Here is a 13519-nt window from a genome sequence, read left to right on the forward strand (position 1 = left end):
GCACGTGACCGCCTTCGGAGTGGCACTCTGGCGCAAAGCACCAGCTCCGGGACCGCCCTCAGGGTTCTTCCGCGTTTCCTCCGCCGCGAGTCGGAGTCCGGTCCCGGCGGGAAAGGGACGGCACCGCCATGGCAGACCACCAGGAAGCATCAGTCACCCTGCCGAGTGATCCGGTCTCGGTCTCCGCCGCCCGTAGCTACGTGGGAGAGGTCCTCGCCGAGTGGGGCCTGCCCGCAGGCGCGGACGTGGCCGACACCGTACGGCTCATCGTCTCCGAGCTCGCCACCAACGCCGTGCAGCACACGCTCGGCCTGTCGCCCACGTTCACGGTCGACCTCCGGCTCGAACGGGACGAGCGGCTGCGCATCGGCGTCACGGACAGCCATCCGCGCTTCCCCAAGCGCCTGCCCGCCGCCGTCCAGCAGGACAACGGCCGGGGGATGGTCATCATCCGCTGGCTCACCGCCGAGTGCGGCGGCAGGCTCACGGTCTGTCCCACGCCGGAGGGCGGCAAGACGGTGTGGATCACCTTGCCGTGGTCGGTCCCGGTCCAGGGCTAGCTCGTTCGGTCGCGGTCCAGGACCCGGGGCAGCGCGCCCCACAGCACGGCGCACACCAGCAGCGTGGCCGCGCCCGCGCACACACCGCCCGTGCGGTTCGACGCGACGTCGACGACGAGCAGCACCGACCCGGAGAGCGCGAGCGTCAGGACGCCGAGGCCGACCGCGGCGAGCCGTGACGACACCCGCACGATGAGCGGCTTCGCGCCGCGCCCGAAGAGCCCGCGGTGCAGCGCGGCGGGCGCCGTGAACAGCGCGGCGGAGACCACCGCGAGCAGCAGGGTGGTGATGTACGTGGCGCGTTGCACGCTGTCGAGCGAGGGGAACCGCGGCGAGAAGGCGAGCGTGAGCAGGAAGGCGAACAGGATCTGTACGCCGGTCTGGGTGACCCTCAGCTCCTGGAGCAGCTCGGAGAAGTTGCGGTCGGCGCGCTCCAGCGGGGTCTCGTTGCGGCTCCGCGCGGGGTCGTGGCTCCGCGTCTCGTCGCCGCTGCGCGCCTGGTCGCGGCTGTGCGCCGGGGAGCCGGGGGTGTCCTGGGCTGAGTGCGGGGGATCGTGGTCGGCCATGGTCCACGAGTATCCGTGCGGGGCGGCTCCACGCCCCCCAGGCCGGGCCCCGGCGCGTTGCCGCCGGGGCCGGAGCCGGGCGGGCCGCCACCGCCGCGCGGTGGGGCGCCCGCCCTCAGGGCCGGTCGGCCCTGTCGTGCTTCGGGGTCAGCGGACCCTGCCGTACCAGACGTTCTTCGTCCAGATCTTCTCGAGCCGCACCACGGTGCCGGTCTTCGGGGCGTGCCAGATCCTGCCCTTACCCGCGTATATGCCCACGTGGTAGACGTTCCGGCCGGAGTGGAAGAACACCAGGTCGCCGTGGGTGCGGTTGGCGGCGGACACATGGCGGGTCTTGTTGTACTGCTGGGCGGCGGTGCGCGGGAGCTTCTTGCCCACGCGCTTGTACGAGTAGAGAGTCAGTCCCGAGCAGTCGAACCGGTTCGGCCCGACGGCGCCGTAGCGGTAGGGCGATCCCTTCTTGGACGCCGCGACCTTCAGCGCCTTCGTCCCGTGCGAGGTGGCCGCCTCCGCGCTCGACGTGAGCCCGGGGGCGACGATGGTGCCGCCGACGGCGGCGAGCGTCAGAGCCGAGGCCGTACCGGCCCTCGTCAGCAGCGACGGAACACGATTGAGCGCAGTCATGCGCAACCCTTCGTCAGCCGCCTGTGAAGGATGACCTGTCGGGTTCGGGCAGGCGAAGATGCCCGGCCGCGCATGCGACTTCACCCCAAGGACCGTCCGGGTTGTCCGGGCGGCCCGCCGTGCTGGGTCCTCCACTCCTGCCGGTGCACAGATGTCGACCGGGCATCCGGACGGCGGCAGGACTCGGCGTCCGCCCGGACCGCCCCGCCGCCTGTGGCGGGGGCTTGTCGTCGGAAGGGATCTTCACCCGAGAGAGGCCGAAAAGCCGAGCCGAATCGGCGGTATGTGAGGCTACTCACGACTGACCCGTTCAGGTGGACAGAGGCCGAATGCGTCTCAGGTCACACTCGCTGGTGATTGCCCGATCAGCGACGGAAGGCCCGATTCCGGCTGTCGCGTAAGGGAGTTGGCCATCTATTGAGGTGCTGTTTGCCGACCCTCGACTACACAGGACAGGGGATTGCGTGTAGTCGGTTCCCGGCTGTAACCCGACGCGGGGCCGCGTCCGCCCGGACCGGCAACGGGCGGACGGCGCGGGCGCGCCCCGGCCGTGGCGCGCTTCACAGGGAGCGGTGGTACCGGCGCACCTCTCCGGGCGGCGCGGAGCGGGGTCCCGGTGGCGTCGGGTTTGGCACGCCGCGCGCCCGTCCGCCGACGCCGGGCGGGCCGGATCCCCGGTCCGTCCGGTGCCGGGGGCGGGGCCCGCGGTGCGGTGCGTGGCGCTGGCGGAGGGGCTTGCGGGGTTAACGAGGGGGGCGCGGAAGCGTCACGGGTCGGTGGGGTTCCGATTCACTGGCCCGGTGGCACCGTCACGCGCTTGGCGCGGCGTTCCCCGTCGAGGACGCGCAGGGCCCGCGCCAGCGTCTCGGCGTGCACCTCGCTCTCGCCCCGCTGGTGCATGAGCGCCAGCGCGTCCCGCAGCCGTGTGGCCCCGCTGACCAGGGCCTGCGCGGCTCGCAGCCCGCCGTACGTGGTGTCGGCGCGGGCCGGGTTGATCCGGCCGACGAGGTCCACCACCGACAGATAGGCGTCGATCAGCTCGCCCTCGGCGCGGGTGAGCGCGGGCAGCGGCGGCAGTTCGGGCGGCAGCACCGGAGCCTCACCTTCCGTCCGGGCGCGTGCCCTTGCGGCTCGGAATGATCCGGTCCACCAGGCCGTACTCCACCGCTGCCGCCGCGTCGAGCACGGTGTCGCGCTCGATGTCCTCCGCGACCTGCTCCGGGCTGCGCCCCGTGTGGCGGACCAGCATCTCCTCCAGGAGGGCGCGGGTCCGCCGCAGCTCGGCGGCCTGGATCTCCAGGTCGGTCGGCTGCCCCCGCACCGGCTCGGGCAGCTCCGGCTGCCCGAGGACCACCCGGGCGCCCGGCAGGATGGACCGCTTCCCCGGCGTGCCCGCGGCGAGCAGCACCGCGGCGGCGGCCGCGGCCTGGCCCAGGCAGACGGTCTCCACCTCGCAGGACGTGTAGCGCAGCGTGTCGTAGATCGCCGTCGTCGCGCTGAACGAGCCGCCCGGCGAATTGACGTACAGAGAGATGTCCCGGTCCGGCGCGGCGTATTCGAGGTGCAGCACCTGCGCCATCACGTCGTTCGCCGAGACGTCGTCCACCGGTGCGCCGAGGAAGACGATCCGCTCCTCCAGGAGCTTCGAGTACGGATCCAACGTGCGCACCCCGGAGCTGGTGCGCTCGGTGAACTCCGGCAGGACGGAGCGGGCGGACGGTCGCCACATGGCATGCCTCCAGAGGGAACACGGAAACCGCCGCTCCGGACGGGCGGAGCGGCCTTCTGTAAAAAATGTACAGGACGTACGTCACGTTATGATGGGGGCATGGCCTACGAGATTCCGGTGACGCAAGCCCGCGCAGAGCTGGCCGACCTGATCAACCGCGTTGTCTACGGCGACGAGCGCGTGGTCGTCACGCGCCACGGCAAGCCGCTCGTGGCCCTGGTGTCCGCCGCCGACCTGCGGCGCCTCGAAGAGCTCCGGGACGAGCAGGAGGCCGCGCAGCCGCCGGTGATCAGCTCCGTCTCCTCGATCGGCGGCGCGGCCCCGGCCGGGGGCGAGCGGCAGCGCTTCGGCATCGCCGCGGAGCACCGCGGGCCGGAGGTGCGCTAGCCGCGCGCCGCGGGCCCGGGGATGGGGGAGCGTGCGCCGCGGGTCCGGGTCGAGGTAATCGTGCGCTGCGGGCCCGAGCGCGAGGGGAGCGCGCGCCGCGGGTCGCGCGCCGGGTATGGCGCGTCCCCGCTGATGGTCATCGTCGGGTCAAAGGCTGGTTAACCTCGCTGAAACTCCGTCCAACTAGCCTGCCCTGCCACGCCACCTGGGGATTTTCGTGACTAAGGTGCGCAGGGGCGCGTACTTCGCTGCGCGCTACATCTAAATCGTCGCGGTGGCCGCGGCAGCCGGACCCCGCGCGGTCCGGTGCGAGGACGGTGAGGTGGGACGTGCAACTGACCCCGCACGAACAGGAGAGGCTGCTCATCCATGTGGCCGCCGACGTGGCCGAGAAGCGCAGGGCTCGCGGCCTGAGGCTCAATCACCCCGAGGCGGTCGCCCTGATCACCGCGCATGTCCTCGAAGGCGCCCGGGACGGCCGCAGCGTCGCCGACCTCATGTCGTCGGGCCGCCGGGTGCTCACGCGCGACGACGTCATGGACGGCATCGCCGAGATGATCCACGACGTGCAGGTCGAGGCCACCTTCCCGGACGGCACCAAGCTCGTCACCGTCCACGACCCGATCGTGTGACAGGAGTTCGCGCCAGATGAGCCATATGCACCCCGAAAGCGGCCCCCACCAGGGCGTGGTCCCCGGGGAGGTCCTCTTCGCCGAGGACCCCGTCCCCTTCAACGAGGGCCGCGAGACCACCCGCCTCACCGTCCTGAACGCCGCCGACCGGCCCGTCCAGGTCGGCTCCCACTACCACTTCGCCGAGGCCAACCCGGGCCTCGACTTCGACCGCGCCGCCGCCCGCGGCAAGCGGCTCAACGTCGCCGCGGGCACCGCCGTCCGCTTCGAGCCCGGCATCCCCGTGGACGTGGAGCTGGTCCCGCTCGCGGGCGCCCGCGTCGTACCCGGCCTGCGCGGCGAGACCGGAGGCCCCCTCGATGCCTGAGCTGTCCCGCGCCGCCTACGCCGACCTGTTCGGACCGACCACCGGCGACCGGATCCGCCTCGCCGACACCGACCTGCTCGTCGAGATCGAGGAGGACCGCTCCGGCGGCCCCGGACGCTCCGGCGACGAGGCGGTCTTCGGCGGCGGCAAGGTCATCCGCGAGTCGATGGGCCAGTCCCGCGCGACCCGCGCCGAGGGCGCGCCCGACACCGTCATCACCGGCGCCGTGATCATCGACCACTGGGGCGTCGTCAAGGCCGACGTCGGCATCCGCGACGGCCGCGTCACCGGCATCGGCAAGGCGGGCAACCCGGACACCATGGACGGGGTCCACCCCGAGCTGGTCATCGGGCCCGAGACCGAGGTCATCGCGGGCAACGGCAGGATCCTCACCGCGGGCGGCATCGACACGCACATCCACTTCATCTCGCCGACCATCGTCGACGAGGCCCTGGCCTCCGGGATCACCACCCTCTTCGGCGGCGGCACCGGCCCCGCCGAAGGCAGCAAGGCGACGACGATCACCCCCGGCGCCTGGCACCTGGCGCGGATGTTCGCCGCGATGGAGGACAGCCCCGTCAACGTCGGCTTCCTCGGCAAGGGCAACACCACGAACGCCGCCTCGCTGCACGCCCAACTGCGCGCCGGAGCCGCCAGCTTCAAGATCCACGAGGACTGGGGCGCGACCCCCGCCGTCATCGACGCCTGCCTCACCGTCTGCGAGCAGACCGGCGCCCAACTGGCCGTCCACACCGACACGCTGAACGAGGCGGGCTTCGTCGACGCCACCTTCGCGGCCGTCGCGGGCCGTACGCTGCACGCCTTCCACGTCGAGGGCGCGGGCGGCGGCCACGCCCCCGACATGATCACCGCGGTCTCGCTGCCGAACATGCTCCCCAGCTCCACCAACCCGACGCGGCCGCACACCGTCAACACCGTCGAGGAGCACCTCGACATGCTGATGGTCTGTCACCACCTCAACCCGGCCGTGCCGGAGGACCTCGCCTTCGCCGAGTCCCGCATCCGCCCGTCGACGATCGCCGCCGAGGACGTCCTCCACGACCTCGGCGCGATCTCCATCATGTCCTCCGACTCCCAGGCGATGGGCCGGGTCGGCGAGGTCGTCCTGCGCACCTGGCAGACGGCCCACGTCATGAAGCGCCGCCGCGGCGCCCTGCCCGGCGACACCCGCGCCGACAACCACCGCGCCCGCCGCTACGTCGCCAAGTACACGATCAACGCGGCCATCGCCCAGGGCATCGAGCACGAGGTCGGCTCGGTGGAGAGCGGCAAACTCGCCGACCTCGTCCTGTGGGACCCGGCGTTCTTCGGCGTCAAGCCGCTGCTGGTGCTGAAGGGCGGGCAGATCGCGTACGCGCAGATGGGCGACGCCAACGCCTCCATCCCCACCCCGCAGCCGGTGCTGCCGCGCCGCATGTTCGGCGCCCACGGCAAGGCGCCCGCGCGCAACTCCCTCGCCTTCGTCACCCAGTCCGCCCTCGACGACGACCTGCCGGAACGCCTCGCCCTCGACCGCCCCTTCGTGGCCATCCGCTCCACCCGCGGCCGCACCAAGGCCGACATGCGCGAGAACGACGCCCTCCCGCGCGTGGAGGTCGCCCCCGACAGCTTCGCCGTGACGATCGACGGCGAACTGGTGGAGCCCGCCCCCGCGGCCGAACTCCCGCTGGCGCAGCGGTACTTCCTCTTCTGATACTTCTGATGTTCCTGATTCCTCTGCAGCCTCTGATGCGCCGCCACGTGATACGAGTGCCATGCGGGCCGAAGCGGCGACCGGTGGCGGCTCCGTACGGCATGGCACCTCACGCACCCGGCGCGGGCGGTACGGCATGACGCGCGCCGCGCTGCTCGTCCTGGCCGACGGCCGCTTCCCCGCCGGGGGCCACGCGCACTCCGGGGGCGCCGAGGCGGCGGTCAAGGCCGGGCGGATCACCGACGCCGCGAGCCTGGAGGACTTCTGCCGGGGGCGGCTGCACACCACCGGCCTGGTGGCGGCGGCCCTCGCCGCGGCGGCCGCGCTCGGCGCCGACCCCGTGGCGCTCGACGAGGCCGCCGACGCCCGCACCCCGTCCCTCGCGCTGCGCACGGCCGCGCGCAAGCTGGGGCGCCAGATGCTGCGGGCGGCGCGCGCGGCCTGGCCGTCACCCGAACTCGACGACCTGGCCCGCGCGTTCCCCAAGGGCGCCCACCAGCCGGTCGTCCTCGGCCTCACCGCGCGAGCGGCGGGCCTGGACGGCACGGACGCGGCGTACTGCGCCGCCTACGAGAGCGTCAGCGGACCCGCGACCGCCGTGGTGCGCCTGCTGAGCCTCGACCCCTTCGCGGCCACGGCGGTCCTCGCGCGGCTCGCGGCCGCCGTGGACCGGGTGTCCGCGGCGGCGGCCCTCGCGGCGGCGCGCGTGCCCGACGAGGGCACGGACGCCCTCCCCGCGGCGTCGGCCCCGCTCCTGGAGATCAGCGCCGAATCCCACGCGGCCTGGCCGGTCCGCCTGTTCGCGTCGTGAACCGGCGGCAGCAAACGAAGGAGAGCACACCATGCACCTGGACCACCCCGACTCCCACCCCCACTCCCACGCCACCGCGGTCAGCGCGGACGCCCACCGCCCCGACGGCACCCGCCGGGCCCTGAGGATCGGCCTGGGCGGACCGGTGGGCTCCGGCAAGACGGCCACGGTCGCCGCCCTCTGCCACGCCCTGCGCGACGAACTCTCCCTCGCCGTCGTCACCAACGACATCTACACCCGCGAGGACGCGGAGTTCCTGCTGAAGGAGGCGGTCCTGCCCCCGGAGCGGATCACCGCCGTGGAGACGGGGGCCTGCCCGCACACCGCGATCCGCGACGACATCTCGGCGAACCTGGAGGCGGTGGAGGACCTGGAGGACGCCGTCGGCCCGCTCGACCTGATCCTGGTCGAGTCCGGCGGCGACAACCTCACGGCCACGTTCTCGCGCGGCCTGGTGGACGCCCAGATCTTCGTGATCGACGTGGCGGGCGGCGACGACATCCCCCGCAAGGGCGGCCCCGGCGTGACGACGGCCGACCTGCTGGTCGTGAACAAGACGGACCTGGCGCCGTACGTGGGCTCCGACCTGGCCCGCATGGCCGCGGACGCCAAGGCGCAGCGCGCGCGACTCCCGGTGGTCTTCCAGTCGTTGCGGTCCGAGGCGCACGTCGCGGAGGTCGCCGACTGGGTCCGGGCGCGGTACGCGGCCTGGGCCGCCCCGGCGGCGTGACGGCCCAGGCCCTGGGCTCGGCGGGCGTCCGCGCCACGGCCCGCGTGGTGGCCCGCCGCGACGGCCGCGGCGGCACGGCCCTGCCCGTACTCGACGGGGAGGGCCCGCTGGCGCTGCGCCGCACCCGCGCGACGGGGCCCGCGGCGCACGTGACGCTGGTCGGGGCGATGAGCGGCCCGCTGGGGGGCGACCACCTGACGGTGGACGCGGCGGTCGAGGAGGGGGCGCGGCTGCGGGTCGGCTCGGCGGCGGCGACGATGGCGCTGCCCGGCCAGGACGGCGTGTCCGAGGCGCGCTACGACGTACGGCTGTCCGTCGCCGCCGACGCGGAGCTGCGGTGGCTGCCGGAGCAGCTGATCTCGGTGCGGGGGAGTGACCTGCGGGTGACGACGCGGGTGGACGTCGCGCGGGGCGGGCGGCTCGTCCTGCGCGAGGAGCAGGTCCTGGGCCGGACGGCGGAGGAACCGGGCCGCCTCACCACCCGCCTGACCGTACGCCACGCGGGCCGCCTGCTCCTCGACCAGGAACTCCACTGCGGCCCCGGCGCCCCCGAAGGCTGGAACGGCCCAGCGGTCCTCTCCGACCACCGGGCAGTGGGCCAACTCCTCGTCATCACCCCCGCCTTCACCACCCACCCGCCCCCACCAGCCCCCCTGGGCCCCCACGCGTCCCTCACCCCCCTCCCCGGCGGCCCCGCGGCCCTCATCACAGCCGTGTCCCCCCACGCCCACCACCTCCGCCGCACCCTGGACGAGGCCCTGGCCCGCCTGGCCCGCTAACCCGGCACCACCGGAGGGCGAACCTCAAGCACCGTGGTGGTCCCTGCCACGGTCCTGTCCTCGTGCAGGGCGATCCGCTGGCCGACCGTGACGTGCCGCCAGTGCGCGGGCGTGAGAGGCAGCAGACGCACCGCGGCCCGGCCGCCGGGCGCCAGGGAGGGCAGGTTCTCCACCCAGAGCGCGGCGACGCCGACCGCGGGACCGCCGCTGGGTGACCGGGCTCCGATGTCCCACAGGGGCCGCAGCACACCGGCGCCGGGAACGGGCGTCTTCCGGCGGGCCTCGGCGGCCGGGCGGAGAGCGAGGTCCGCGCGGATCACACCGCTGCGCGCCTCGCACCACCGCCAGCGGCACCAGGCCGCGCTCCGCCCGAGCCGCAGCTCCTCGGCGGCGTCGGCGAGGGCCTCCCAGAGCGCCGGTGGCAACGCCTGGACCCCGCTCAGCTCTTCCAACAGGCTGAGGGCGACCTCCCACTCGTCCTGGACCAGGTACTCCCAGACGTCGCTCACCGTGACATCGCCCGCGTCGGCGACCGCCTCGGGAACCAGAAGCGAGGCCCTTTCCAGCAGTTCGGGAACGTCCACCCCTGAATTGTCGACCAGGACGCCAACCGGCGGAGGCTCCCCCGGCACGGCCCGGCGTCGTACTTCGCTGTGACCGGTCGGCCTCCTTGTGAGGGAGCCGACCTGCTGTTGGCATGGCTCCGAAGAATGGAGTCTCAACAGGGGGCGAACATGGGCGAGTTGAAGGTCGTCACGTGGAGGCGGTACGGGCATGATCGGCTGTATGTGAACCTGCCGGACGGAACGACTGTCGCGTGGGCCGACCGTCGTACGGGTAGGGTCTCGATCCTTCAAGAGCCCCATCGGCATGAGGCACTTCGGCTGTTACGCGCCCACCTCGCCCGCGGTGCCGAGCCCGAGGGCGCCGCGTCTTCCCCGCCCCCTTCCCGAGGGAGGGAGATTCCCCCGGTACCGAAGGTGCCACCGCTGACGCCGTCCCATGACCTCGCGCTGAATCGCCCTGGCGCGTCATTGCGCGAGAAGCTTGACGCGGAGGGGCCGACCATCCTTGAGCGAGCCGTGGACTGGCTGTTGCGACGGCCGTCTGAAGGGGACTCCTACCGCAAGGGACTGGCCGGTGAGGTCCGGGTCGGTGCCGAGTTGCAGAGGCTCTCACGGCGTGGGTGGCGCGTCCTGCACTCCATAGAGCTGCCCCGGAAGGTGGACGTCGATCACCTCCTGATCGGCCCCGGCGGGGTCTTCTGCATCAACACGAAGCGTCACCTGGGCAAGGCGGTCTGGGTCGGTGACGAGATGGCGCGGATCAATCACGGAAAACCCCGTCCCTACGGCCGCAAGAGCAAGGCGGAGGCACACAGGGTTCAGTCAGTCCTGGAACGCTATGTCGACTTTCCCGTGCGCGTGGAACCCGTACTCGTGTTCGTCGGCGTGACGCGCCTCGACAAGGCCCCGACTCAGCTCGCCGTACACGTGTACCGCGACCGGGAGGTGTCCGCGCTCGGCCCGCTCTCCGGAGTGCTGAGCCCTGAGCAGGTGGACACCCTCTATGCCGTGGCGCGGCACAGGAGCGTCTGGCTGACGGCATGACGTGCCCGAACTGCGGTGGTCCGTCCCGCGGTGGAAGGCTGCGGGCGTGCGGCGCGAGTTCCGGTGGGCCACGTGCAGGGGGTCGGCGCGCGTAGGCACCCGGCCGAGCCGCGGCCTACGGAGGCCGTCTACCGTCAGCGGACCCGGCCGGCGACGCGGGTTGGCGCACGTGCAAGGGGCATCGACTTCGGGCCAGCGCCCGAGTCGTAGTCACTCAGACGGACACGCACCTTATGTCACGGGCCTGGCCCTGCCCAGAGACAGGGCCCCTGACCAGCCCTGGCCGTTCACCGGTACAGCCCGCTCCGTTTATCGGATTGGTAAAGAACCTCCACCACATCTGTCGCCCGCCACCCCCCAGACGGAAGTATCCCCGTACCTAGCGATTGACCGAATCGATGTGCGGGAGGCTCCACTTGAGACGTACTGCGATGACCAGGCGGACCAGACGGATGGTGACGTTCGGCTCCGCGGGATCCCTCGTGGCGGCGACGCTGGTCGCCGGGGCGCTGGTCGCGCCCACCGCGAGCGCGCAGGGGCAGGGGGAGGCGCACGGCGCCTACGCCAAGGACAAGGAGGCCCGCGGGGCCGCCATCGCCGCGGCGCGGGCCGCCAAGAAGGGGATCGACTGGAAGGAGTGTCCCGCGGACTGGGGCCTCGCGAAGGTCCAGTGCGGCTGGGTCACCGTGCCGCTCGACTACGCCAAGCCGTACGGCAAGCAGATCAAGCTCGCCGTCGACCGCGTCGCCAGCACCGGCACCAAGAAGGAGCGCCAGGGCGCCCTGGTGTACAACCCCGGCGGCCCCGGCGGCTCCGGCATGCGCTTCCCGCTGCGCGTGGTGAACAAGAGCCCGCTGTGGGAGAAGACCGCCAAGGCGTACGACTTCGTCGGCTTCGACCCGCGCGGCGTGGGTCACTCCACGCCCATCTCCTGCGTCGACCCGCAGGAGTTCGTCAAGGCGCCCAAGCTGGACCCGGTGCCCGACTCCGAGGCCGACAAGCGCGCCCAGCGCAAGCTCGCCGCCGAGTACGCGCAGGGCTGCAAGGAGCGCAGCGGCTGGATGCTGCCGCACATGACGACGCGGAACACCGCCCGTGACCTCGACGTCATCCGTGCCGCGCTCGGCGAGAAGAAGCTCAACTACCTGGGCGTCTCGTACGGGACGTACCTGGGCGCCGTGTACGCCACGCTCTTCCCCTCGCACGTGCGCCGCATGGTCTTCGACTCCGTCGTGAACCCGTCGCGGGAGAAGATCTGGTACCAGGCCAACCTCGACCAGGACGTCGCCTTCGAGGGTCGCCTCAAGGACTGGATGACCTGGGTCGCCAAGCACGACGCGACCTTCCACCTCGGCGACACCCAGGAGAAGGTGCACGCGCAGTGGCTCAAGCTGCGCGCCGAGGCCAAGCGGGCGCCGCTCAACGGCGTCGTCGGCCCCGCCGAGCTGATCGCGTACTTCCAGAACGCGCCGTACTACGACTCCACCTGGGTCAGCATCGCCACGAACTGGAGCAAGTTCGTCGCCGGTGACCGCAAGCCGCTCATCGACGCCGCGAGCCCCGACCTGTCGGACATCGCGGGCAACAAGTCCTCCGAGAACGGCAACGCCGTCTACACCGCCGTCGAGTGCGCCGACGCCAAGTGGCCCACCAGCTGGAAGAAGTGGGACCGCGACAACACCCGGCTGCACAAGGACCACCCGTTCATGACCTGGTCCAACGCCTGGATGAACCTGCCCTGCGCCACCTGGCCCAGCAAGCAGCACCAGCCCACCGAGGTCAAGACCGGCAAGGGCCTGCCGCCCGTGCTGATAGCCCAGGCCACGCGTGACGCGGCCACCCCGTACGAGGGCGCCGTCGAGCTGCACAAGCGGCTCAAGGGCTCCCGCCTGATCACCGAGAAGGACGCCGGTTCGCACGGCATCACCAACCTGGTGAACCCCTGCCTCAACGAGCGCGTCGACAACTACCTGCTCACCGGCAAGCTCGACAGCCGCGACGTGACCTGCGCCCCGCACGCCACGCCGAAGCCGTAACCAGGCCCTGGCGGCAGCCACACAGCCGCACACACCGGGAGATCGTCGGCCACGTCGGCCCGGCGGTCTCCCGGTCGGCCGTTCACACCGTACGAGGCGTACGGCGGCCTCAGCTCAGCGGCATCCTCGGGAACCTGCGGTCCCCTGACGACCGCCCGCCCGTGCGCTCGGCCTCCTGCTCCGCCTTCACCACGGCCGCGTACTTGTCCACGTACTCCTGGCCCGACAGGCCGAGGATCGCGTACATGATCTCGTCCGTCACCGCGCGGAGCACCGCCTTCTCGCCGTCCATCCCGGCGTAGCGCGCGAAGTCCAGGGGCTCGCCGAAGCGGATCGTCACCCGTTTGAAGCGCGGCAGGACCTGTCCCGGCGGCTGCGCCTCGAACGTGCCGATCATCGCGCACGGCACGACCGGGACCTGTGCCTTGAGCGCCATCGCGGCGACGCCGACCTTGCCCTTGTAGAGCCGCCCGTCGTGCGAGCGGGTGCCCTCGGGGTAGATGCCGAGCAGCTCGCCCCTGCGCAGCACGCCGAGGCCCTCGCGGATCGCGGCCTGCCCGGCCTCCTTGCCGGAGCGGTCCACCGGGATCTGCCCGGCGCTGCGGAAGAACGCCGCCGTCAGCCGCCCCTTCACGCCGGGGCCCGTGAAGTACTCGGCCTTCGCCAGGAACGTGATGCGCCGCTTGATGATGGCGGGCATCAGGAAGTGGTCGGCGAACGACAGGTGGTTCCCGGCGACGATCGCCGCGCCGGACTCCGGGATGTGCTCCAGGCCCTCGATCCTGGGCCGGAAGATCAGCCTGAGCAGGGGACCGAGGAGCACATACTTCAGGAGCAGGTAGAACATGCGGGCGCCGCCTTCCCCGGGTCTGGTGCCGACGCACAGTAGCCAACCGGCGGCCCCGGGGCGAGAGCCTGTTCCGGCGGTCACTGTCGGTGACCAATCTCGTCACGGACCGCTGTCGGTCACCGCA

Annotated in this window: 16 protein-coding genes and 1 riboswitch; of the genes, 10 read left to right on the forward strand and 6 right to left on the reverse strand. The window is 72.3% G+C overall.

What is annotated here, in order from left to right:
- The first annotated feature begins 128 nt into the window (after window positions 1–128).
- Entirely contained in the window at window positions 129–560 is a 432-nt protein-coding gene (locus ACOBQU_RS33520) for an ATP-binding protein (protein WP_423632407.1), read from the forward strand.
- On the opposite strand, the gene ACOBQU_RS33525 is transcribed toward ACOBQU_RS33520, so the two are convergent.
- The 4 genes from ACOBQU_RS33525 to ACOBQU_RS33540 all read right to left on the reverse strand — a co-directional run bounded on the left by ACOBQU_RS33525 (window position 557) and on the right by ACOBQU_RS33540 (window position 3479).
- The gene (locus tag ACOBQU_RS33525) at window positions 557–1126 is read right to left on the reverse strand and encodes a DUF6328 family protein (RefSeq protein ID WP_423632409.1); all 570 of its coding nucleotides are present in this window, start codon (window positions 1124–1126) and stop codon (window positions 557–559) included. The two genes, ACOBQU_RS33520 and ACOBQU_RS33525, sit on opposite strands and share 4 nt — an antisense overlap.
- 147 nt (window positions 1127–1273) lie before the next feature.
- Window positions 1274–1750 (reverse strand): C40 family peptidase, encoded by a 477-nt coding sequence (locus ACOBQU_RS33530; RefSeq protein WP_423632411.1) that lies wholly within the window; start codon window positions 1748–1750, stop codon window positions 1274–1276.
- Window positions 1751–1753: 3 nt separating this feature from the next.
- A riboswitch (cyclic di-AMP (ydaO/yuaA leader) is annotated at window positions 1754–1906 on the reverse strand.
- Between the two features lie 633 nt (window positions 1907–2539).
- The gene (locus ACOBQU_RS33535) at window positions 2540–2842 is read right to left on the reverse strand and encodes a hypothetical protein (protein WP_423632413.1); all 303 of its coding nucleotides are present in this window, start codon (window positions 2840–2842) and stop codon (window positions 2540–2542) included.
- 7 nt (window positions 2843–2849) lie between these two features.
- Window positions 2850–3479, reverse strand: coding sequence for an ATP-dependent Clp protease proteolytic subunit (locus ACOBQU_RS33540; RefSeq protein WP_423632415.1), 630 nt, complete (start codon window positions 3477–3479; stop codon window positions 2850–2852).
- Between the two features lie 99 nt (window positions 3480–3578).
- Between ACOBQU_RS33540 and ACOBQU_RS33545 the strand changes: the two genes are divergently transcribed.
- The 7 genes from ACOBQU_RS33545 (at window position 3579) to ACOBQU_RS33575 (ending at window position 8899) form a co-directional block, all read left to right on the forward strand.
- Entirely contained in the window at window positions 3579–3866 is a 288-nt protein-coding gene (locus ACOBQU_RS33545) for a type II toxin-antitoxin system Phd/YefM family antitoxin (RefSeq protein WP_423632417.1), read from the forward strand.
- A gap of 329 nt (window positions 3867–4195) precedes the next feature.
- On the forward strand, window positions 4196–4498 hold the full coding sequence (locus ACOBQU_RS33550; RefSeq protein ID WP_423632419.1) for an urease subunit gamma: 303 nt from the start codon (window positions 4196–4198) through the stop codon (window positions 4496–4498).
- A 55-nt stretch (window positions 4499–4553) separates the two neighbouring features.
- A complete protein-coding gene (locus ACOBQU_RS33555) occupies window positions 4554–4865 on the forward strand; it encodes an urease subunit beta (protein ID WP_423634889.1) in 312 nt (103 codons plus the stop codon).
- The gene (locus tag ACOBQU_RS33560; RefSeq protein WP_423632420.1) at window positions 4858–6579 is read left to right on the forward strand and encodes an urease subunit alpha; all 1722 of its coding nucleotides are present in this window, start codon (window positions 4858–4860) and stop codon (window positions 6577–6579) included. The genes ACOBQU_RS33555 and ACOBQU_RS33560 overlap by 8 nt, the downstream gene beginning before the upstream one ends.
- Before the next feature lie 136 nt (window positions 6580–6715).
- Window positions 6716–7390 carry an urease accessory protein UreF gene (locus tag ACOBQU_RS33565; RefSeq protein ID WP_423634891.1) on the forward strand — a complete coding sequence of 225 codons (675 nt, stop codon included), beginning with the start codon at window positions 6716–6718 and terminating at the stop codon, window positions 7388–7390.
- 31 nt (window positions 7391–7421) lie between these two features.
- Window positions 7422–8120: an urease accessory protein UreG gene (gene ureG, locus ACOBQU_RS33570; protein WP_423632422.1), complete on the forward strand. Its 699-nt coding sequence runs from the start codon at window positions 7422–7424 to the stop codon at window positions 8118–8120.
- Window positions 8117–8899 carry an urease accessory protein UreD gene (locus tag ACOBQU_RS33575; protein ID WP_423632423.1) on the forward strand — a complete coding sequence of 261 codons (783 nt, stop codon included), beginning with the start codon at window positions 8117–8119 and terminating at the stop codon, window positions 8897–8899. Before ureG ends, ACOBQU_RS33575 begins: the two co-directional genes overlap by 4 nt.
- On the opposite strand, the gene ACOBQU_RS33580 is transcribed toward ACOBQU_RS33575, so the two are convergent.
- A complete protein-coding gene (locus tag ACOBQU_RS33580; protein ID WP_423632425.1) occupies window positions 8896–9483 on the reverse strand; it encodes a hypothetical protein in 588 nt (195 codons plus the stop codon). The genes ACOBQU_RS33575 and ACOBQU_RS33580 overlap by 4 nt on opposite strands.
- A 396-nt stretch (window positions 9484–9879) precedes the next feature.
- Here ACOBQU_RS33580 and ACOBQU_RS33585 point away from each other — a divergent pair, with 396 nt between their 5' ends.
- Together ACOBQU_RS33585 and ACOBQU_RS33590 are read left to right on the forward strand one after the other, a co-directional pair.
- The gene (locus ACOBQU_RS33585) at window positions 9880–10509 is read left to right on the forward strand and encodes a nuclease-related domain-containing protein (protein ID WP_423632427.1); all 630 of its coding nucleotides are present in this window, start codon (window positions 9880–9882) and stop codon (window positions 10507–10509) included.
- 431 nt (window positions 10510–10940) lie between these two features.
- Window positions 10941–12545, forward strand: a complete 1605-nt coding sequence (locus ACOBQU_RS33590) for an alpha/beta hydrolase (protein WP_423632429.1) — start codon at window positions 10941–10943, stop codon at window positions 12543–12545.
- A 109-nt stretch (window positions 12546–12654) separates the two neighbouring features.
- On the opposite strand, the gene ACOBQU_RS33595 is transcribed toward ACOBQU_RS33590, so the two are convergent.
- A complete protein-coding gene (locus ACOBQU_RS33595; protein WP_423632430.1) occupies window positions 12655–13392 on the reverse strand; it encodes a lysophospholipid acyltransferase family protein in 738 nt (245 codons plus the stop codon).
- Between the last annotated feature and the right edge of the window lie 127 nt (window positions 13393–13519).

Source organism: Streptomyces sp. G45 (assembly GCF_049542095.1).
Classification (GTDB): Bacteria; Actinomycetota; Actinomycetes; order Streptomycetales; family Streptomycetaceae; genus Streptomyces.

Excerpts from the sequence above, each read along its gene's own strand:
- ureG (WP_423632422.1), top strand. The coding sequence starts at position 7,422 with ATGCACCTGGACCACCCCGACTCCCACCCCCACTCCCACGCCACCGCG.
- ACOBQU_RS33565 (WP_423634891.1), top strand. The coding sequence starts at position 6,716 with ATGACGCGCGCCGCGCTGCTCGTCCTGGCCGACGGCCGCTTCCCCGCC.
- ACOBQU_RS33540 (WP_423632415.1), bottom strand. The coding sequence starts at position 3,479 with ATGTGGCGACCGTCCGCCCGCTCCGTCCTGCCGGAGTTCACCGAGCGC.
- ACOBQU_RS33560 (WP_423632420.1), top strand. The coding sequence starts at position 4,858 with ATGCCTGAGCTGTCCCGCGCCGCCTACGCCGACCTGTTCGGACCGACC.
- ACOBQU_RS33545 (WP_423632417.1), top strand. The coding sequence starts at position 3,579 with ATGGCCTACGAGATTCCGGTGACGCAAGCCCGCGCAGAGCTGGCCGAC.
- ACOBQU_RS33590 (WP_423632429.1), top strand. The coding sequence starts at position 10,941 with ATGACCAGGCGGACCAGACGGATGGTGACGTTCGGCTCCGCGGGATCC.
- ACOBQU_RS33530 (WP_423632411.1), bottom strand. The coding sequence starts at position 1,750 with ATGACTGCGCTCAATCGTGTTCCGTCGCTGCTGACGAGGGCCGGTACG.
- ACOBQU_RS33520 (WP_423632407.1), top strand. The coding sequence starts at position 129 with ATGGCAGACCACCAGGAAGCATCAGTCACCCTGCCGAGTGATCCGGTC.
- ACOBQU_RS33525 (WP_423632409.1), bottom strand. The coding sequence starts at position 1,126 with ATGGCCGACCACGATCCCCCGCACTCAGCCCAGGACACCCCCGGCTCC.
- ACOBQU_RS33595 (WP_423632430.1), bottom strand. The coding sequence starts at position 13,392 with ATGTTCTACCTGCTCCTGAAGTATGTGCTCCTCGGTCCCCTGCTCAGG.